This window comes from Stappia sp. BW2 (genome assembly GCF_008107695.1).
Classification (GTDB): domain Bacteria; phylum Pseudomonadota; class Alphaproteobacteria; order Rhizobiales; family Stappiaceae; genus Roseibium.
Genome location: NZ_VIRG01000070.1, coordinates 1,076,042 through 1,095,329, shown reverse-complemented (window position 1 = coordinate 1,095,329; position 19,288 = coordinate 1,076,042). Strand labels below are relative to the sequence as shown.

Annotated in this window: 21 protein-coding genes; 13 read left to right on the top strand and 8 right to left on the bottom strand. The window is 57.6% G+C overall.

All coding sequences use genetic code 11. The features are described from left to right. Nucleotides 1-4: 4 nt before the first annotated feature. The 3 genes from FMN63_RS24045 to FMN63_RS24035 all read left to right on the top strand — a co-directional run bounded on the left by FMN63_RS24045 (nt 5) and on the right by FMN63_RS24035 (nt 1,545). Complete coding sequence (locus tag FMN63_RS24045; RefSeq protein WP_148586638.1) at nt 5-478, top strand: YfjT/YkfB family phage-associated protein; 474 nt, start codon at nt 5-7, stop codon at nt 476-478. 121 nt (nt 479-599) lie between these two features. Then, complete coding sequence (locus FMN63_RS24040; protein WP_148586637.1) at nt 600-1,070, top strand: YfjT/YkfB family phage-associated protein; 471 nt, start codon at nt 600-602, stop codon at nt 1,068-1,070. Nucleotides 1,071-1,233: 163 nt separating this feature from the next. Then, nucleotides 1,234-1,545 (top strand): hypothetical protein, encoded by a 312-nt coding sequence (locus FMN63_RS24035; RefSeq protein ID WP_209001290.1) that lies wholly within the window; start codon nt 1,234-1,236, stop codon nt 1,543-1,545. A 119-nt stretch (nt 1,546-1,664) separates the two neighbouring features. Here the strand turns inward: FMN63_RS24035 and FMN63_RS24030 are convergent, their stop codons facing one another. After that, nucleotides 1,665-3,197, bottom strand: a complete 1,533-nt coding sequence (locus FMN63_RS24030) for an acyl-CoA carboxylase subunit beta (protein WP_148586635.1) — start codon at nt 3,195-3,197, stop codon at nt 1,665-1,667. Nucleotides 3,198-3,518: 321 nt separating this feature from the next. Here FMN63_RS24030 and FMN63_RS24025 point away from each other — a divergent pair, with 321 nt between their 5' ends. The 7 genes from FMN63_RS24025 (at nt 3,519) to FMN63_RS23995 (ending at nt 10,987) form a co-directional block, all read left to right on the top strand. After that, a complete protein-coding gene (locus FMN63_RS24025) occupies nt 3,519-4,469 on the top strand; it encodes an OmpA family protein (protein ID WP_148586634.1) in 951 nt (316 codons plus the stop codon). A gap of 468 nt (nt 4,470-4,937) precedes the next feature. Then, nucleotides 4,938-6,362 (top strand): circularly permuted type 2 ATP-grasp protein, encoded by a 1,425-nt coding sequence (locus FMN63_RS24020; protein ID WP_148586633.1) that lies wholly within the window; start codon nt 4,938-4,940, stop codon nt 6,360-6,362. Nucleotides 6,363-6,371: 9 nt separating this feature from the next. Further along, entirely contained in the window at nt 6,372-7,322 is a 951-nt protein-coding gene (locus tag FMN63_RS24015) for an alpha-E domain-containing protein (RefSeq protein ID WP_148586632.1), read from the top strand. A 28-nt stretch (nt 7,323-7,350) separates the two neighbouring features. Continuing rightward, nucleotides 7,351-8,175: a transglutaminase family protein gene (locus FMN63_RS24010; RefSeq protein WP_148586631.1), complete on the top strand. Its 825-nt coding sequence runs from the start codon at nt 7,351-7,353 to the stop codon at nt 8,173-8,175. Nucleotides 8,176-8,306: 131 nt separating this feature from the next. After that, entirely contained in the window at nt 8,307-9,038 is a 732-nt protein-coding gene (locus FMN63_RS24005) for a proteasome-type protease (protein ID WP_148586630.1), read from the top strand. Between the two features lie 77 nt (nt 9,039-9,115). Then, nucleotides 9,116-10,540, top strand: coding sequence for a magnesium transporter (gene mgtE, locus FMN63_RS24000; protein WP_148586629.1), 1,425 nt, complete (start codon nt 9,116-9,118; stop codon nt 10,538-10,540). A gap of 144 nt (nt 10,541-10,684) precedes the next feature. Continuing rightward, entirely contained in the window at nt 10,685-10,987 is a 303-nt protein-coding gene (locus FMN63_RS23995) for a GIY-YIG nuclease family protein (protein WP_148586628.1), read from the top strand. Between the two features lie 100 nt (nt 10,988-11,087). Here FMN63_RS23995 and FMN63_RS23990 read toward each other — a convergent pair whose 3' ends face one another. Beyond that, nucleotides 11,088-11,861, bottom strand: a complete 774-nt coding sequence (locus FMN63_RS23990; protein WP_148586627.1) for an ATP12 family chaperone protein — start codon at nt 11,859-11,861, stop codon at nt 11,088-11,090. After that, nucleotides 11,861-12,541, bottom strand: a complete 681-nt coding sequence (locus FMN63_RS23985; protein WP_148586626.1) for an HAD-IA family hydrolase — start codon at nt 12,539-12,541, stop codon at nt 11,861-11,863. The genes FMN63_RS23990 and FMN63_RS23985 overlap by 1 nt, the downstream gene beginning before the upstream one ends. Before the next feature lie 401 nt (nt 12,542-12,942). Here FMN63_RS23985 and FMN63_RS23980 point away from each other — a divergent pair, with 401 nt between their 5' ends. The 3 genes from FMN63_RS23980 to FMN63_RS23975 all read left to right on the top strand — a co-directional run bounded on the left by FMN63_RS23980 (nt 12,943) and on the right by FMN63_RS23975 (nt 15,109). Continuing rightward, a complete protein-coding gene (locus tag FMN63_RS23980; protein WP_148586625.1) occupies nt 12,943-14,223 on the top strand; it encodes a DUF2778 domain-containing protein in 1,281 nt (426 codons plus the stop codon). Between the two features lie 164 nt (nt 14,224-14,387). After that, the gene (locus tag FMN63_RS29595) at nt 14,388-14,558 is read left to right on the top strand and encodes a hypothetical protein (protein ID WP_162855086.1); all 171 of its coding nucleotides are present in this window, start codon (nt 14,388-14,390) and stop codon (nt 14,556-14,558) included. 47 nt (nt 14,559-14,605) lie between these two features. Continuing rightward, nucleotides 14,606-15,109, top strand: a complete 504-nt coding sequence (locus tag FMN63_RS23975; protein ID WP_162855085.1) for a P-loop nucleotide/nucleoside kinase family protein — start codon at nt 14,606-14,608, stop codon at nt 15,107-15,109. A gap of 24 nt (nt 15,110-15,133) precedes the next feature. Here the strand turns inward: FMN63_RS23975 and FMN63_RS23970 are convergent, their stop codons facing one another. The 5 genes from FMN63_RS23970 to FMN63_RS23950 all read right to left on the bottom strand — a co-directional run bounded on the left by FMN63_RS23970 (nt 15,134) and on the right by FMN63_RS23950 (nt 19,227). Further along, nucleotides 15,134-16,153 carry an RluA family pseudouridine synthase gene (locus FMN63_RS23970; protein WP_148586624.1) on the bottom strand — a complete coding sequence of 340 codons (1,020 nt, stop codon included), beginning with the start codon at nt 16,151-16,153 and terminating at the stop codon, nt 15,134-15,136. A gap of 123 nt (nt 16,154-16,276) precedes the next feature. After that, nucleotides 16,277-16,660, bottom strand: a complete 384-nt coding sequence (gene crcB / locus FMN63_RS23965) for a fluoride efflux transporter CrcB (protein WP_148586623.1) — start codon at nt 16,658-16,660, stop codon at nt 16,277-16,279. A gap of 157 nt (nt 16,661-16,817) precedes the next feature. Continuing rightward, a complete protein-coding gene (locus FMN63_RS23960) occupies nt 16,818-17,606 on the bottom strand; it encodes a sterol desaturase family protein (RefSeq protein ID WP_148586622.1) in 789 nt (262 codons plus the stop codon). A 56-nt stretch (nt 17,607-17,662) separates the two neighbouring features. Continuing rightward, nucleotides 17,663-18,445: a sterol desaturase family protein gene (locus tag FMN63_RS23955; RefSeq protein ID WP_209001289.1), complete on the bottom strand. Its 783-nt coding sequence runs from the start codon at nt 18,443-18,445 to the stop codon at nt 17,663-17,665. Beyond that, entirely contained in the window at nt 18,442-19,227 is a 786-nt protein-coding gene (locus FMN63_RS23950) for a sterol desaturase family protein (protein WP_148586621.1), read from the bottom strand. The genes FMN63_RS23955 and FMN63_RS23950 overlap by 4 nt, the downstream gene beginning before the upstream one ends. Nucleotides 19,228-19,288 lie beyond the last annotated feature (61 nt).

Below are 19,288 nucleotides of genomic sequence, written 5' to 3'. Positions count from 1 at the left end.
ATATATGCAACGCATCCTTTCGGCAGCAGTGATTGCAAGTGTTTTACTGCCAACCTCCGTGTTGGCGGACACTGCAGGAAAATGGAAGAGCGGCGAGATCAACGGTTTTATGCGTTACTGGACCACAAATAGCGATGGTGCGAATTTCGTCGTCTGGTGTCACCCGAAACGCAGCATCAACGGCACACTGCTTCATATAGACATCGACGGGAAAATGCCCCCTGCCCACACCAAGGTCAAAGTGATCCTGGATCGGGAAGTCATGGAACTGCCGATCAACGAGCAGGGATATGTCGAGACCAGCTGCGCCGCCTGTTCCGACAGTTTTGGCTATGTCTGGCACAGATTGCGATCTTCCCATTCCCTGGTGGTCAAATTCCAGGACGACCGCTACGCGGGTTTTTCCCTTCGCGGTGCCCAGAAGATCATCCCCGGCGATGTCTGCCCCACGGACTGGCAGAAACTGCACCCAAGGTGAAAACACAAGCTTCCGGGGTGACCCCACCCCGGCCAGCGAGACATTGAACGTATTCCCGACCAAACGGTTTTTTGACTGACACCTGTAATTTTCGTCGGTGACAAATTACGGAAACAGCTCGATGCGGATCGCCTTCCCGTTTTTCGTATTCCTGACCCTGGCCGCGCCTTTGCACGCAGTCGCCGCCGATCACGGCAAATGGCACACAGACACCGCCCACGGTTACGAGCGCTACTGGATCGAAAGTTCGACAGGAGCACGGTTCACGATCTGGTGTCCTCCCAGCCATGCCATTAAGAACACCCTCATCGACATCCGCATCAAAGGCCGCCGACCGGCCCCCGGCACCACGGTTCTGGTCGAGCTGGATCACAAACTTGTAAAGTTCAGAGCCGCAGACGACGGCTTCATCTACAACGACTGTCCCGCCTGTTCGGACAACATGACCTATTTCTGGCACCGGCTTCGTTCCGCGGTCAAATTTGCCGTCCAACTGGAAGACAGACGCTACTCAGGCTTCTCGCTGAACGGAGCCCGGGAAGCCTTGGCGGGGTCAGTCTGCTCCAGACAGATAGCCCAAAACCGCCGGTAAGCCCGGGCGAATGTGTCTCAGATGTGTTTTTTGTGCTCGCAATCACAATTGCTTCCCGCAGCATGATGCACACTGCTGCCATCACCCAACTTCCGGACGGTTCTGCTAAGCTGAGAACGCAAAGCGTCCCCTCCCGGAGGCGATGGCACGTCAGGAGACCCTCATGCGGAAACTGTTTCTTTGCGCTGCAGCGCTTGCCCTTCCCGGCCTGGTTATTTCGACCGCGGCCGAGGCTCGTCCGGATCTTCGCAAGATGACCTGTGCCCAGGCGCAGAACATGGTGCGTCAGCACGGTGCCGTGGTCTTCACCACGGGCCAGTACACCTATTCGATGTTTGTTTCGAACCTCAGTTACTGCGATCGCAATCAGGTGTTGTTCACGCAGTACGGCCCAACCCGGGACACGCCACGCTGCCCGGTGGCGTTCGAATGCAAGGAACCATTGTTTCCTCGCGGTCTGTCCCGCTGGGATTGACCCCGGAGACATGACACAGGCCGGAAAATCCGGCCTGTCGCATTCTCGCATATCATAGCCTCGACCCAGCATTCACCCATCCGGAACCAAAGCGAATGAATGCCAACCGGCTCTATTTGTCAGAGCGGAATATTGTCATGCTTTTTCCATGGCATATCCGCCTGCTTGGATCTGAGCAGCGCCAACGCCTTGGACACACGCCTGCGTGTGGAATGCGGACGAATGACATCGTCGATATACCCGCGCTCAGCGGCAACGAACGGATTGGCGAAGCGGTCTTCGTAGTCTTTGGTTCGCTTCGCGATCTTGTCCTTGTCGGCCAGCTCGGACCTGTAAAGGATTTCGACGGCCCCCTTGGCGCCCATGACCGCAATTTCCGCGGACGGCCAGGCGTAGTTGATGTCGCCGCGAATATGTTTCGAGCTCATCACGTCATACGCACCGCCATAGGCCTTGCGGGTGATCACGGTGATCTTCGGCACGGTTGCTTCCGCATAGGCAAACAGAAGCTTGGCCCCATGCTTGATCAGACCGCCGTATTCCTGCGACGTGCCAGGCAGAAACCCTGGAACATCGACAAAGGTCACGATCGGGATGCCGAAACAATCACAGAAGCGGACAAACCGTGCCGCCTTGCGGCTCGCATCGGAATCGAGCACGCCCGCCAGCACCATCGGCTGGTTGGCAACGATGCCGACAGTCCGGCCCTCGATCCGGCCAAAACCGGTAAGGATATTGCCGGCGAAGCTGCCCTGTATCTCGAAGAAGTCACCCTCGTCCAGCGTCTTCAGGACAAGCTCCTTCATGTCGTAGGGCTTGTTCGGATTGTCTGGAATAAGCGTATCGAGACTGGTGTCGATCCGGTCCGGATCGTCGTAGTTCGTCAGCTCCGGCAAGTCTGCGCGATTGTTCATCGGCAGGTAATCGATCAGCCTTCGCATTTCCTGCAGGGCTTCGACATCATTGTCGAACGCTCCGTCCGCAATGGAGGACTTGGTGGTGTGGATCGACGCCCCGCCCAGTTCCTCGGCCGTAACCGTTTCATTGGTCACCGTCTTCACAACGTCCGGTCCGGTCACGAACATGTACGAGGTGTCACGCACCATGAAAATGAAGTCCGTCATGGCAGGCGAATAAACGTCACCGCCCGCGCAAGGCCCCATGATCAGCGATATCTGCGGAATGACGCCCGACGCAAGAACATTGCGCTGAAACACTTCGCCATATCCACCAAGCGCCGCGACCCCTTCCTGAATTCGGGCACCGCCCGCATCGAACAGACCGATGATCGGTGCGCGGTTCTGCAGGGCCATGTCCTGAAGCTTGGTGATCTTTTCCGCATGCGTTTCCGAAAGAGACCCGCCGAAGACCGTGAAGTCCTTGGAGAACACGTAAACGGTCCGTCCATTGACCGTTCCCCAGCCGGTGATCACACCATCGCCGGGGATATGCTGTTCTTCCATGCCGAAGTCGGTGCAACGATGCTGCTTGAACATGTCGAACTCTTCGAAGGACCCTTCGTCCAGCAAAATTTCGATCCGTTCGCGTGCAGTGAGTTTGCCCTTGGCATGCTGTGCATCGATCCGGCGTTGTCCGCCGCCCAGCCTTGCCGTTTCGCGGCGTTGTTCCAATTCGGCCAGAACTTCTTTCATCCGGTCCTCCAAAAACTTGAGCTTGGATCACGCCGTAGCATGATCCCCCGACAGAGCCTAGTCAGCACATGGGCTTATGGGGAAACTACGCGCCGTAATCCTTCCCGGCAAATCGGGCTGGCAGACCAGAGGCTGTGTTTGGCAAGACGGGCGGTCAAGCCTTCCACAATCAGCTTTGCCCGCCGACCTCTTTCGCCAAAACTCACCTTACGGCAGTATAGACTTGTATCGCTACGGCGCATGCCTTATGCCGCCCCCCGGAATTCATCGACCCGATTTAACGTTTCAGTTTCAGAACACTTTTTATGATGGAGTTTATTGATGTCAGGAAATTTCGTTGTTGATCACCGTGATGGCGTCATCACGCTCGCCCGCCTGCAATATTTCGATGTCAGCCAGGCAAACCTCAAGGAAGAGCACAAGAACTGGCTGCGACGGAACGTTGTTCCGCTGCTGAAGGGCAACGGCAGCATCAGTATCGTTGGACTTTCCAGCCGAAGCGGCAAGGCGGCTTTCAACAAGGCCTTGTCGATGAAACGGGCCAACGCCGTAAGATCGTTCCTGGAAGAATGCCTCCTCTCCTGCTTCCCTTTCGACCTGGTCGACGGGCTTGGCGAATCCCTGGCGGAGGAAATGGGCCAGGAAGATGGTGTTGAGGACGGACAGTTCCGCGCTGTCATGATTTACGTGCACTCTCTGCCGACACCGCCCAACCCGAAGGTCATCAAAACGCCCAAGAAGATGAAGCCCAAACCAAAGAAGGCGTCCACCTTGTGGGTTGGCATCGGCGAAAGCCATTCGGGCGATCTGGTCGCCGTCGGACGATACAACTGGAATGGGCGCCTCTACCGTGCCAGCGCCGACGACAACGGCTATGTGGACTATGTCGACCTCATGGCCGATGGCTGGAAACTCGGCGGCGGACTGGGCGGCAGCGTCGGTGGCATCGTCATCGTGGCCCATGGCGTCAAAACGGCCAGCGAACTCAACAAGAAGGGCGAATGGTCCGATTGGGATCTCGACCTCGCGATTGCAGGCAAGCTCGGAGACGTTCTCAAAGGGATCAAAGGCATCGGCAAGATCATCAACACGATGGAGAAATACGAGGAATTGAGTCATGCCGCGATCGAACTCACCAAAAACAAGGGGTTCGTCAAGAAAGGTCTCTACACAATTCCCATGCTTGGTGTTGGCGCAGGCCTGCATGTCTGGACGGGACGAAAATACGGCGACGTTTCGGTGATGTCCGTTGGCCGAACCTTGATGCGGTAACGCTCGCTTCCCTGCCTCCCTATCGCTCCGTTGCCGCATAGCAAACCGGGCAGCCGCCGCGATGGGCCAAACTGCACACTGTCTGTGCGGGGCGGGCCGGGAAACACAACAAAGCGGGCCGGACTGAGCGAAATAGCTGCTCCGGCCTGCTTGATTGCCGGAGGCAGAACGGCTGCGAACCAGTGTCAAAAGCCACCTGAATTCGCAGGCCTTCACGACCTCAAACCGTGCATTTCAGCCTGTAATTTCGTAGAAGTGTGCTGTCGTGAACGCCCCGAAACACCTACGTTACTGTGCTTACAATTAGACAGAAAAAATATATTCTACTTGAGGGAACCCAAGGATATTTCGACGGATTTCAGCCTCTTGCCTAATTTGTAGGCAGTGACGCCGCGACATTGAACTTTGACACCTTTCAGAATTTTGCCATGATTGCCCAAGAACGAAGCACCGGTAAAAGGGGAGGCAATGTCGGACGAACGCACTTTCTTCAATGAAATGCTCGACGAGGCTAACACGCCGCGACAGCCATATGCCCGGCTCGCCAAATGGCTGGAAGACAAACCAGCCAACTTTCTGACAAAGAAGGGCCGCGACGCCGAAACCATTTTCCGCAGACTTGGCATCACATTCGCCGTCTATGGGACGGAAGAGGCAACCGAACGGCTGATACCGTTCGACCCTATCCCACGCATCATCTCTGCACCGGAATGGCGGCGCCTGTCCGCCGGCATCGACCAGCGCGTTCGCGCCCTGAATGCCTTCCTGCACGACATCTACCATCGTCAGGAAATCCTGCGCGCCGGCAGGATACCGGCTGACCTCGTGTTGCAGAACGAGGCGTTCCTGCCGGAGATGGCCGGGTTCACACCTGCCCGCAAGGTCTATGCCCATATCATCGGGACCGATCTGGTAAGGGTGTCGGAAAACGAATTCTACGTGCTGGAAGACAACACTCGTACCCCTTCAGGCGTCTCCTACATGATGGAGAACCGGGAGACGATGATGCGGCTCTTCCCCGACCTCTTCCAGAGTCACCGGGTCGCCGCCGTCGAACAGTACCCAGAGAATCTGTTGCAAACGCTGGAAAGCGTCGCTCCGGATCCCTCCAAGTCTTCCCAGACAATCGTGGTCCTGACACCCGGCATCTACAATTCCGCCTATTTCGAACATGCCTTCCTGGCCGATTCCATGGGCGTTGAACTGGTGGAAGGCCGGGATCTGTTCGTCGATGCCGGCCATGTGTTCATGCGTACCACGCGGGAGCCGAAGCAGGTCGACGTCATTTACCGGCGGATCGATGATGCCTTCCTGGATCCGCTCACCTTCAATCCTGGCAGCATGCTCGGGGTACCGGGCCTGTTCGACGCCTATCGCGCCGGCAATGTCACCATCTGCAACGCGCCGGGAACGGGTATTGCCGATGACAAGGCGATCTACGCCTATGTTCCGGACATCATCGAGTTCTATACAGGCCAGAAGCCGATATTGAACAACGTTCCCACCTGGAACTGCTCACGGCCGGATGACCTTGCCTATGTGCTGGACAATCTTGAGGAAATCGTCGTCAAGGAAGTCCACGGATCGGGCGGCTACGGCATGTTGATCGGACCAACCGCGTCCAAACGCGAGATAGCCGAATTCCGGAAAGTGCTGGAAACCAATCCTTCCAACTATATTGCCCAGCCGACCCTCGCGCTGTCTGCCTGTCCGACGCATGTCGCTTCGGGTGTTGCCCCGCGTCATGTCGATCTTCGCCCCTATGTGCTGATCGGTGACCAGGTCCGCATCACTCCCGGTGGTCTTACACGGGTTGCCCTCAAGAAAGGCTCGCTCGTCGTCAATTCCAGTCAGGGTGGCGGCACAAAAGACACCTGGGTACTTGAGGACTGAGAGAACCAGATGCTCGGAAGAACTGCCTCTTCGCTGTTTTGGATGTCGCGCTACCACGAGCGTGCCCAGAATGTTTCCCGTCTCCTGGAGGTCGCTTGTCGCGGCGCCATTATTTCCCATTCCGGTCAGGAGGACGGCACTCACTGGACCTTTGCCCTCGCCTGTTCGGACTGTGAAACCGGGTTCAAGCAGAAATACGAGGAATTGAACGCCCGCAATGTCGCGGCGCATATGATCTTCTCGAAGGAAAACACCTCCAGTATCCGCAGCAGTCTTGAGCTTGCCAGGAACAATGCGCGTGCCGTTCGCACCGGCATCACGGCGGAACTCTGGGAAGCCATCAATACGACGTGGATCGAATTCACGGATGTGAGCCCGCAATCCGTGACCTTGGAAAAACTGCCTGATTTTCTTTCCTGGGTGAATCAGCGCGCGCATCTGTTCCGTGGCGCATTGCTCAACACAATTCTCCGCGACGATGGCTATTTCTTCAGCCAGATGGGCAACTTCGTGGAGAGGTCGGACAACACGGCCCGCATCCTCGATACCTATTACTGGACCTTGCTGCCGGATAGCGACATCATCGATGATGGATCTCTGGAACACTATCAGTGGTCCGCGATGCTTCGGGCACTGTCAGGACGGCGAAGCTATCGGTTTGCCTATCCAAATGCGCGGCTGAAGGCTTTCAACATCGCTGAATTCCTGATCTTGAGAACGGAAATGCCCCGGTCCCTTGCCCATTGTTATGACTGGATAGCCGACACCGCGGAAGACCTGGCCCAGTTCTACGGCTCACGCGAACCGAGCCTGGACATGGCGGCTGAGATGGCAAGAGATCTGGCGGAAAAACAGATGCACGAGATCTATCAGCAGGGGCTACACGACTTCCTCTCTGACTTTATCAGCAAAAACAATCTTTTCGCTCATCAGCTTGGTGAAGACTATAATTTCGCCTGACCCTGGAACCCCGCAGAATCGGTGCAGCATGCGACTGACAGTCAGACACACGACCCGATACCGCTACGAGGCGCCGCTTGCCAATGCCATGCAGCAGCTGCGGCTGACGCCCGAGAATGGCCCGAGCCAAAGAGTTGTCGAATGGTCCATTGACGCGCCCGGCATCGAACGAGCGACGACCTACAAAGACGCTTTCGGCAATCAGGTTCACATGGTCTCGCGCAGCGAGCCGATCGAGGATGTCGAAATCACGGCCAGCGGCATTGTCGAGACGACCGACACCAACGGGATCCTCGGTCACGAACCCGATGCAGGCATCCCTCCGCGCATTTACACCCGGATTACTCCGCTCACCCAATCGAACCAGGCAATCCGCAGACTGGCAGCCCATGCCGAAGCGGATGACAAGATCGCTGGCTTTCACGCCCTCATGCATGCCATCCGGGACAAGGTCGACTACAAGGTCGGCGTCACCGAAACCCACGCGACGGCCACCTCGGTTCTGGCTGCGGGGGAAGGCGTCTGTCAGGATCACGCGCATATTTTCATCGCTGCCGCGCGCGCGATTGGCGTGCCTGCGCGATACGTTTCCGGCTATCTGCGGCTGGAAGACGAGCAGGAATCCGAAGCCCATCATGCCTGGGCGGAAGTGATGATTAACGGTCTCGGCTGGACCGGATTCGACATATCCAACGCAATGTGTCCGACTGATCGCTATATCCGCTTGACGGTGGGCCTGGATTCCCGTTCTGCTGCCCCTATCAGGGGGATCCGGTTTGGCGGCCTTGAGGAAAATCTGCATGTCGAGGTCGACGTGGCGCAGGCCGCGCTTCAGCAACAACAGCAGCAGTAACCGTCCTCTCCAGACGCCCGGACCGGCTCACCCAGGACGACGACGTTTAAGGGCACACTGCGGCCCGCCGATGGGTGTCTTCACCACGAAGGCGTCTGTGACAGGTCAAAGTGCAGTCTGAGGACTTGGGAATGACTTATTGCGTTGGGTTGAAACTGGATCGCGGACTGGTCTTTGCCGCGGACACACGCACCAATGCTGGTGTCGACAACATTTCCACCTTTAAAAAACTCCACGTGTGGGAAGAACCTGGCGAGCGGGTGATTACCTTGCTTTCTGCCGGCAACCTTGCCGTCACCCAGGCTGTGGTCTCCCTGCTGAGCGAACACATCACATCGGCGGAAAACGACCGGGCAACGCTGATGACAGCAAAGACCATGTTCCAGGTCGCCCGGCTGGTCGGCAGCGCGGTTCGCGAAGTCAAGGCGATCGATGGCGAGGCACTCGCAACCAGCGCGGAAAATTTCTTCGTCACCTTCATTCTGGGCGGCCAGATCAAGGGCGAAGCACCGCGCATGTTCCAGGTCTATGCAGCCGGCAACTTCATCGAGGTCGGCGAAGACACGCCCTATCTGCAAATCGGTGAGCACAAATACGGCAAACCGATCCTCGACCGGGTGACACGGGCAGACATGCGCCTCGGCGAAGCAGCCAAGCTGGTGCTTCTGTCTTTCGACAGCACCGTCAGATCGAACCTGTCCGTCGGCATGCCGATCGATATGCTGCTCTACAACACCGACACCTTTTCGACCGATCGCCAGGTGCGCATTGAGCAGGACGACGAGTATTTCCAGAAGCTGTCGCGGGGGTGGTCCGACAAGTTACGGCAGGCCTTTGCCGATATTGAGGAATTTGAGGTCTGAACCGGCAGTCAACTGTCAGGCTGACGTCACAAAACATCCGTAAAAGCGGTCCGGCCCTTTCCGGAAAGTGAGTATCCATGAGCAATTCCAGCGATGTCGCAGAGCTTGCCCCAACCGCATGGACCAGGGAGCCGGCCAACGAACCGCTGGAAGTCAACGACGATGCGCAGAAGGCCGTCCGCGAGATGATCAAGGCGGGGCAGCGCACGCAACTGGTTGAGCTGCTCAAACGCTGGGACCCGGTCGACGTCATGCAACTGCTGACGCGGATGCGGTTGAAACATGCCCGCAAACTGTTTCAATGGCTGCCGGCCAACCCATCCATCAAGGTGATTGCCGAGCTGCGCCCGGAATTCCGGTCCATCCTGATGGAAGAATCCACGCTGGAGCAGTTCCGCGACATTCTCGCCGGCCTCGACCCGGAAGACGCGACCGAAATTCTCAACGAATTTCCAGACGATGTCGCGGACGAACTGATCGCACGCCTGCCCGACGTGGAAGACATTGCCACGCGCGGTTCCTACGCAGACGACACGGCCGGCCGCGTCATGGCGCGCAAGTTCGTTGCCCTGCCCGAAACCTGCACCGCGGGCGAGGCTGTCACGCAGATGCGTGCGGAAGCCAGCCGTATCCGCAAGGTCTTTACCGTTTATGTGACCGATGCCGAAGGCAAGCTGACCGGCACCGTGGAAGTGGGCAAACTTCTGCTTGCCCCGGCAGATGCCCCCTTGTCGAGCTTCATGAACCGGGACGTGCTGGCGGTTTCCACCGACACCGATCAGGAAGAAGTGCTGCGGATCGCCCGAAAACGCGATATGCGCACGGTGCCGGTGGTCAGTGGCGAAGGCCACCTGATCGGCCGGATCACGCCGAAGCAACTGACCCGCATTGCCTCGGACGAGGCGAATGAGGACATGCTGCTGATGAGCGGCGTTTCGGCAGAATCCCGGTCGGATGACACGGTATTGCGCATCGTCCGCCGCCGCCTGCCGTGGCTGCTGGCCGGTCTTGGAGGCGCCAGCGTCGCAGCAACAGTGGTCGGTTCTTACGAGGATCAGCTCGCCGAAGCCGCCATTCTGGCCGCATTCATTCCCGTCACCATGTCCATGGCGGGAAATGCCGGCCTGCAGGCATCTGCTGTGGCTGTTCAAGGCATAGCGACCGGCGCCCTCTGGTCGGGCGACATCTTCTATCGCCTGCTGAAGGAACTCATGGCGGCTCTCTTCAACGGCGCAATCGCCGGCACCATCCTCGGCTGTCTTGTACTGGCGGCGTCTCTGGTCGTACCGCTGGAAGCCCCCCTTCATCTCGCGCTTGCCACTTCGCTGTCACTGCTCTGCGTCACCACCCTCGCCGCCATGGTCGGCGCTACCGTGCCCATCGTTCTCGACAAGATCGGCATCGACCCCGCCATGGCCATAGGCGTCTTTATCACCTCATCCAACGACGTCCTCGGCGTTCTCATCTTCTTCCTGATGGCAACAACGTTCTATCTGGGGTGAAGTCTCTTCCTTGGAAAAGCACACCGAATTGCATAGCTCAAGCGGCCTCCCAAGTCTCTGACCATGATGGTTACTGGGCCCCTGCCTCCGCAGGGGCGGCCACTTCGGGAAAATGTGGTTCTGAAAACAAGCTTAGGAAGCCCGATGAGGCAGAGGAACCCGTTTGCCGTATACATTCTCGCCAGCAAGACCGGTGGAACTCTGTACGTCGGCATGACCAACGACCTGCTCAGGAGGACTTGGGAACACCGAAACGGCCTCGGCAGCAGTTTCACCAAGGCATACACCGTCAACCGCTTGGTTTATTTCGAACTCTTCGAACGTCCAGAAGAAGCATATCAGCGGGAGCGCAATATCAAACGCTGGAAGCGGGCCTGGAAAATCAGGATGATCGAAGAAGCAAATCCTGACTGGATCGATCTCTTCCCCGGCCTAGCTGCAACCTGACCCGAGCCGCCCCTGCGAGGGCAGGGGCCTAGTAGCCACCGCGTTCAGTCGTACTTTCCGCACAAAGTATACGTTGCTTCCTTTTGCGAAAAGTCAGAACTCACCCTTCCCTAACGATCAGCACCGCCGCGTCGAATTCCTTGCGTTTGTACGCTCTGACGAGGGCAGCTTCCAAGTCTTCGCCCCAGCGTTCGATGTTGAAGTCTTCTTCCACATGCGCGGCTGTCCAGGCCGCATCAGCGTCGAGGTAGTCTTCCAGGAGGCTGAGCGCCAGAAGGGCTGATCCGGTCAAACTGGTGATCGTGTGGAGCGCGGCGAGGCGCATCGGGGTCAGGTTTGAAAGCCTGGCCCGGTAAGCGGCCAGCAACGGGTCAGGCTGGGCGGCGTGAATGACGCCTTCGATCAGAACGAAACGACCGCCAAGCAGCCCTCCTGCCCAATCCACCACAGGGTCCCACAAGCGCCTTTGGCTTTCGACCAGGCTCTGAGGATGGTCGGCCCGGTAACACAGCGCATCGTTACCGGCAAACCGGGTAATGTCGTCAGCCACTTCATCGAACCGGACACTCACTGCATCGAGCGCCGAATTGGAAATCCGCGTCAGCGGCATGCTGGCCGGGTTGATTTCCTTCTCCTGCGCCTGCCACTCGGCTGCGACAGCTTTCGCCAGAACTTCGCTCGGCAGCAGCAAGGCCGCCTTGCCCGGGGTCTTGACGGGTCTGCCGTCCAGGTGAATTGCAAATCCGCCGTCTGTGGCAACATGTGTTGCTTCCGTGTAGAAACGCTTCGGCAATTCACGGCGCGAAAGCTCGCGTGCCCGCAGTTCCGGATCCTTGGATTCATCTTCCTGCGAAGTTTCAAGAAAATCGCGCATCACATTGTTTCCTTGTCGAAATCCAGAAGTTCGCCAAGCGCATTATCCAGCTCGGCATAGGACTGAACGATCCTGTCCGCACCATCGGCCGTCAGCCGATCGTGGTCATGATAGCCCCAGGAGACACCCAGAGCATGCGTCCCGGCAGCCTTGGCCATCGCCATGTCAAACCCCGTATCACCAATCATGAGTGTGCGGGATTTGTCCGCCCCCGTCTCCGCCATCGCCCGCAGCACCATATCCGGATGCGGTTTGGAAGGTGATGTGTCCGCAGTCTGAATTGTCACGAAGCGACCATGCAGATCCTGGGTATCCATCATATGCTTGACGCCGCGCATCGCCTTGCCGGTGGCAATTCCAAGCAGGACGTCATCGCGCAGAGACAGTCTGTCGATAGCTTCGCGTGCGCCCGGATAAAGCGGATCAAGGTCCAGCCCTTCCCGCCTGCGAGACCACTTCGCCTGCCTGTATGCCTCTGACATGACCGGGATCTTGTCGCTGTGTTCAGGTCCGACGAGATCCAGAAAGGCTTCGTCCAGCGATCGTCCGACAATCGACAAAGCCGTTTCGCGGTCCGGCATGGGCAGACCCGCGGCTTCGAAGCCGACTTGCAGCCCCTGCAAAATGGTTTGCTGACTGTCGACCAGCGTGCCGTCGACGTCGAAGATGATCAGATACATGGGCATCCTGTGCCAAGGGAACGGAAGTCAGCCCGCATGTGCCGGGTTTTCACCCGTTGGTCAAGAGCACATTTGACACCGCCCCATCTTGCAAGATCTGGCGACATTTACGTTATTGATTGGTAATTTCAACAATAGGCAAAGACTTCCACACTCTGCGGCAAATTGACGTTCAATCTTTGGATATCGCTCATTTTGGAAAACTGCCCGAAAATTGCCTCTTTAAAGTGGTTAGCGATCTCATTGTCGTTTGCATATTCGTCGTAAAGGTCTTGGTTACCATGTTCGATGATACTGCTGCAGGCGGGTGGGCATGAACGTTTGGGGCAAATTTGTCACCAAAGGATACAGATTTGGAGCGCGGTTGAACACGACCGGCGCAAAAGAGTGGTTTTGTCTGAATGCTTCAGAAGAAACAAAAGTCCGGCCTGAAGGGTCACACAGCGCCCCGGAAGACCAACCGGACTTTTTACACGATCCTCGCAGGGGCAACTTTGGTGATATCCGGCCTGGTCGGAACCGCCACCTATCTGGGAACCTCAATCGCCCCGTCTCATCTCGTCGCGAACGGCACCGAGCCAGAGAATAAGCTGACGCTTACGCAGGTCCCCCCTGCTGCAGCTTCTCTGGGGCTGGCACCGACTGCGCTGATGCCGAAAAAGCAACAAGCTTCCGAAGCGCTGGCAATGGAAAAGGCCGCCACTGAGGCCGAGGAAATTGCCGCTAAAGCAGAGGCCGCTCTGGAGGCGGAAGCCGCAGGCCTTGAAGCCGAAGCCAAAAAGGCAGCGAAAGTCGCGCTTGCCGCCAAGCTCGCTCGGCTGAAACTCACCCAAACGCTTATGGCCCGCCAGGCAGCCGCCAAAACGACAAGCGTCGCGGCGCTTGGTGACGCAGCAACAGAGAGCGCTGCTCCCGATGTTGCAATGGCTGGTTTACAGGGCGCTGGCACTGGCGCCGAGGCAGAGACGAGTGTCGCCGCGACACCCGACCAGACAGCCGTGACCGTTGCCCTTGCAGCGGACGAGACAGCGAACCCCGGCGCTGTTCCGCCACCGACTCCGGGCATGAAACCCGAACCGCCGCGCCACAGCGCACCGGTGGTCGCGCAAAACCGTCCTGAAGGCAGGGAAAAGCCTGAACAAGCCTCGCCTGTTCTGGCCTACGCAACACCTGGAAATCCCGAAGACGATGAAAACGGCGTCTTCGGCGGCCTGGGCAAGCTTTTCGGCAGCACCAAGCCCGGCCTTCCCGGCAAAGGCAGCAAGGTCGCCGTATATGACATCAGCTCGGCAACCGTTCATATGCCGGACGGCACCAAGCTGGAGGCCCACTCCGGCATCGGTCACCGGATGGACAATCCGAAGTTTTCTCACGTGAAGATGCTCGGCCCGACACCGCCCAACGTCTATACCTTGAGAATGCGCGAGCGTCGTTTCCATGGTGTGGAGGCCATTCGCATGCTGCCGCAAGACCGTGCAGCCATGAAAGGCCGTGATGGCATGCTGACACACACGCGCCTGCTGCGCCGGTCAATCGGATCCCATGGCTGTGTGGCTTTCAAGAACTACGACAAGTTCCTGACTGCGTTCAAACGCGGTCACGTCAAGACGCTGATCGTCGTTCCGTCGATGGAAAAGCTGCCGACCTACATGGCAAAACTTCAGCGAAGCACCGGCGCCTGACCTTGCAGGCTTCCGCCGGATTGGCTATGCCCTTGAGACATTCCGTTTTCAGTCGAAAGCGGGATGTTTCAACGTTTTGGAGCCGCTGTCACAATCGTGTCTGACGGAGCCACTCAGGCACCTGCCGACCCTGCATAGCGCGCCCTGCCCGCCCGGAGCTTTTCTTGACCAAGATCATCCTGTTGCTGCTGTTACTGGTTGCCGCGATCCAGGTGATCAAACCGCTTGGCTGGCCCGGCCTCAAGAAGCGCAAGGACGCCTGGAAGCTGGTGGCGGGTGTCATATGCGTCACATTTGCCTCGGTGATCCTGAGCGCCCTGTTTCAGGGCGTTTGAAGGACGTCCTCAAGACAGCAAACATCTGACAGCGAGCTGATCTTCGAATGTTACCGCCTGACGCCGCCCCTACTCTGCACCTGTTTTGCGGCAAACCTGCCTCGGGCAAGTCTACGTTGGCAGACGGCTTTGCTGAACGTCCGGGCAGCATTCTCCTTCGCGAAGACGCCTGGCTGTCCGGCCTCTTCGGCGATCAGATGTCCACCCTCGCCGATTTTGTGCGCTGCTCTTCACTCTTGAGAAAAACGATAGCGCCGCATGCCGTCACCCTGCTTCAAAGCGGCCTGTCAGTCGTGCTGGACTTTCACGCCAACACAAAAGAAAGCCGACAATGGATGCTGACCATTGCCGAGACGGCGCAATGTGCGCACCAACTGCATTTTTTTGACGTGTCGGATGAGGTCTGCAAGGCAAGGCTGCGACAGCGCAATCTGTCCGGCAAGCACGAATTCTCGGTATCGGAGGCCGAGTTCGATCGCATCGCAAGCCATTTTCAGCCGCCCGCGGAAGATGAACTCCTCAATCTGAAGATCCATTCCGCAGGCCATTAGGCTTTAGCTAAAAAAAGACCGCTTTTAGCGCTTGTTGAGCGCGTCGTCCGGATCATCCACTTCCGGATCATAGTCCGTTGCGTCAAATCCAAGCAGGTTCCAGGTCTGCTGCATATGCGGCGGCAGCGGGGCCGACACATCAATCGTGCCATGGCCCGAGGGATGCGGGATCACGATCCGGCGTGCCAGCAGATGCAGGCGGTTCTGGATGCCGCCCGGCAATTCCCAGTTCTCGATGTTGAAATACTTGTCATCACCGATAATCGGATGGCCGATATGGGCCGCATGGGCACGCAGCTGATGCGTCCGGCCCGTAACCGGCTTCATCGTGACCCAGGAAAGCTTCTGGCCGGATTTTTCAAAAACCGAATAGAGCGAGACCGCGTGCTGGGCTTCGTCTTCACCCTGACGGACGACCTGCATCCGCTCTTCGCCTTCGTTCCGGGCAAGGAAGGTGGAAATACGGCCCTGGAACGGCTTCGGAACCCCCGCCAGGATTGCCCAGTAGATCTTGCGGGTATTGCGATGGCGGAATGCCTTGGTCAGCTCCTGCGCGGCCTGGCGCGTGCGTGCCACCAGAATGATACCGGAGGTCTCGCGGTCGAGACGATGCACCAGACGCGGCTTGTTGCCTTTCCTGTCGGTGTAAGCGTCCAGCATGCCGTCCAGATGACGCTTCAGCCCCGAACCACCCTGCACGGCAAGACCGGCCGGCTTGTTCAGCACCATCACCTGGCTGTCTTCAAACAGCAGCATGTCTTCGATGGCCTTGCGGTCGTCGGCAATCAGCTTGCTGGACTTCGGCTTTGCATTTTTCTTGTCGTCCGCCGGCAGCTCCACCCCGAGTGGCGGGATACGGATCATCTGCCCCTTGGCGATGCGGGTGTTGGTCTCGGCGCGTTTGCCATCGACACGGACCTGCCCGGTGCGCAGGAGTTTCTGCAGATGACCAAAGCCAAGCCCTGGGAAATGGGACTTGAACCAACGGTCGAGGCGCATGCCCGCCTCATCGGCGGTCACTTGTTTCTGTTCAATCGCGGACATGTTTTTCTCAAATTGGGCGTCGGGCCAGCCGCCGTGACGCGCATCCACCGCCCCTACATCGAGGCGTCGGGAAAATTCGTTCCGCTGCGTATAGGCGGAATCGGCAGCAAAGGGAAGGAATTCTTAGGTTGCAACCTGACGCATCAGCATCAGTCCGGCAAAAACCGCAAGAATGGACAAGGTGACAGAAACGAGCACGTATATCAGCGCCAGATGCGTATCGCCACGCTCCCACAGAACCGAGGTGTCCAGTGAAAACGCGGAGAACGTTGTAAAGCCGCCAAGAAACCCGGTAGCCACGAAATAGCGCAACGTCTGCAAGTTGCTGGTTTCATGATGCACCAGCCAGCCGACGAAAAGCCCCATGATCAGCGATCCAACGACGTTGACCGTCAGGGTGCCGATCGGAAAACCGAAACCAAACAGGCGGAGTGACAAGAGAGACACGAGATGCCGCCCCCCCGCGCCCAACCCGCCGCCGAGCATCACCAGAAATAGATGTTTCAATCCAAAGCCCCGTTACTCATTCCACCTTGGCATTTCAGCAGACACGGGACACCGGTTTAAACGGACAATCCTTGTTTTTGCTGAAACACCGCAAGCAATTGGTCCCGCGGTCAGATTGCAGTGCATCCGGCAGGACCTGAAAACCACCTTCTTCGCCTTACTCGCCAGGAGCTGCCGGCTTTGCAGCCGCTTTGTCATCCATCTGTTCGAACACCTTGACCTGGTCGTCATATTTCGGATCGATGGTGCCACACACCCGATCCCAAAACGAAAAGAAATTGGCAAAGTTGTAGCGGAAGCGCGAGTGGTGCTGATCGTGGAAGGTCACGCAGACCATTGGCGAGGGCATGCGAGACATGGGCGACGCCCAGAACTCGAACCCAGAGTGGCCGATGGTGCCGTTGAAATGGTCCCACAGCCTGTGAACGATGAGCACAGGGATCGGGATCGGCAGAATGATGACCGCCCAAAGGTAATAGCTCTGCATGACAAAGGCATCGACCAGATCATCGGAATAGGTGCTCCAGACGGTCGGCGCGACGGAGCGATGATGCTCCGCGTGAAAGCGGTACATCGCCTTCGTATGCATGAACCGGTGGCCCCAGTAGAACCAGGTATCAAAGGCCAGGATGGATACGACGAACATCAGGATCGCCGACCACCAGGTCAGTTCCAGCGGAGCGACCAGCGTCCAGCCCTTCATTGACAGGAAGATGCCACCGGCAAGACAGCCTGCGGTGACGGTCAGCGAATAGACGCTGGCGCGGATTTCCTTCCACATGCGCTTTTCGCCGCGACGGTTCTGCTGGATACGCCGTTCGGGATGACGGTCCTGTATTTTCACGAGCACCCAGCCGGTGGCAAAATACAGAAACACGTTCACAGCGTAGCACGCTGCATAAATTGGCAGAAATTCAAGCAATGTCGTCAGCGCCTGATCGAGCATATCTCTTCACACATCCAATTGGTCGGTTGGCTGACACACGTAAGAACGGTGCGGGCTTACCCGGTTGCCTTGACTTTGGTTTCTTCTGAATCCGGAATTTCCCCGGTCTCTTCCATGGAACGCACCAGAACATCGTACTTCGGATGCACGGTTCCGCAGATCCGGTCCCAGAACGAGAAGAAGTTACCGTAATTATAGTGAAACTGCGAATGATGCAGATCATGGAACGTCGTACAAATCAGCGGCGACGGGAATCGCGACGACTTCGAGGCGAAATATTCAAAGCCCGAGTGACCGACCATGCCTGAAATCTGGTCGAACAGCCGCAGCGCAAAAACGCTCAACGCAGGCACCGGCAGTACGAACCAGACCAGAAAATAGAAGAAATGCTCGATCAAGGTGTCAACGGTGGTCGAGCTGTCGTTGCTCCAGACGGTCGGTGCAATCGAGCGGTGATGCGGCACATGGAACTTGTAGAGCGAAGGCCAGTGCAGGATCCGGTGTCCCCAGTAGAACCAGGCATCGAACAGAACGAAGCAGACGGCGAACATCAGCGGAAACGACCACCAGCTCAACTCCAATGGCGCGACCAGGGTCCAGCCCTGGGTCTGTGCGAAATAGCCGGAAGACAGCAGCAGGGAGGATGTCGCCAGCGCCTTCATGGAGGCGCGGATTTCCTCCGCCTGGCGCTTCATGCCATCGCGGTGTTTCTGGATCCGCCGATCAGGATGGCGAGCATTGATCGCGATGACTGTGAAGCCGGTCGCGAAATAGACCGCCACCATGGCCGCATATGTCAGTGCCAGAACGATGAGGTAATCGACGAGAAGCCCCATCATGACTTTTCCTGCTTGCCGGTGCCCGCATAAATCGCCTCAAAGCCTTCCACCCGTTCGTCATAAGTCGGGTGAATGGTGCCGCAGAACCGGTCCCAGAACGAAAAGTAGTTGGCATAATTGTAGACGAAGTACTGGTGATGCTGGTCGTGGTAGAGCGTACACAGCAAAGGCCAGGGCTTGCGTGCACTCGGGCTCGCGAAATGCTCATAGCCGCAATGACCAATCGCCGCCGACACCTGATCGAACAGCCGGTGACCCAGGAATACCAACGGTGGAATGGGCACGAAAAACAGCACCAGTGCATAATAGGAATGGGCGAACAGCGTATCGACGCTGGAGCCTGCATCGTTGGACCAGACTGTCGGCGTCACCGTCATGTGATGCGGTTTGTGGAACCGGTAAAACATTTTGGTGTGCAGGATCCGGTGTCCCCAATAAAACCAGGTGTCGTGCAACGCGAGCGAGATCACGAAGAACAGCGGTACGGACCACCAGGACAAGGCCACAGGTTCGAACAGCGTCCAGCCACGCAACTGGCAGTAAAGGCCGATGGAAAGACAGCAGCTCGTTATCGCAAGCTGGCGCATGGAAGATTTGATATCGCGCAGGGCGTCATGCGTCGGCTGGCGTTTCTGGATCTTGCGGTCGGGATGGCGACTGTTCATCGCCGTCATGATCAGACCGGTCGTGAACAGCACGATCAAGCTGGCAGCATAAAGCACCAGAATGAACCCCAGAAAAACCTCTGGTCCGGTTCCAAATCGTTCGGCAACGAAAGTCATCAACTCAAAATTCCACGCGCATTTCCTCGGCCACTTTTGTGCGTAGCGAAAGAGCAGTCCT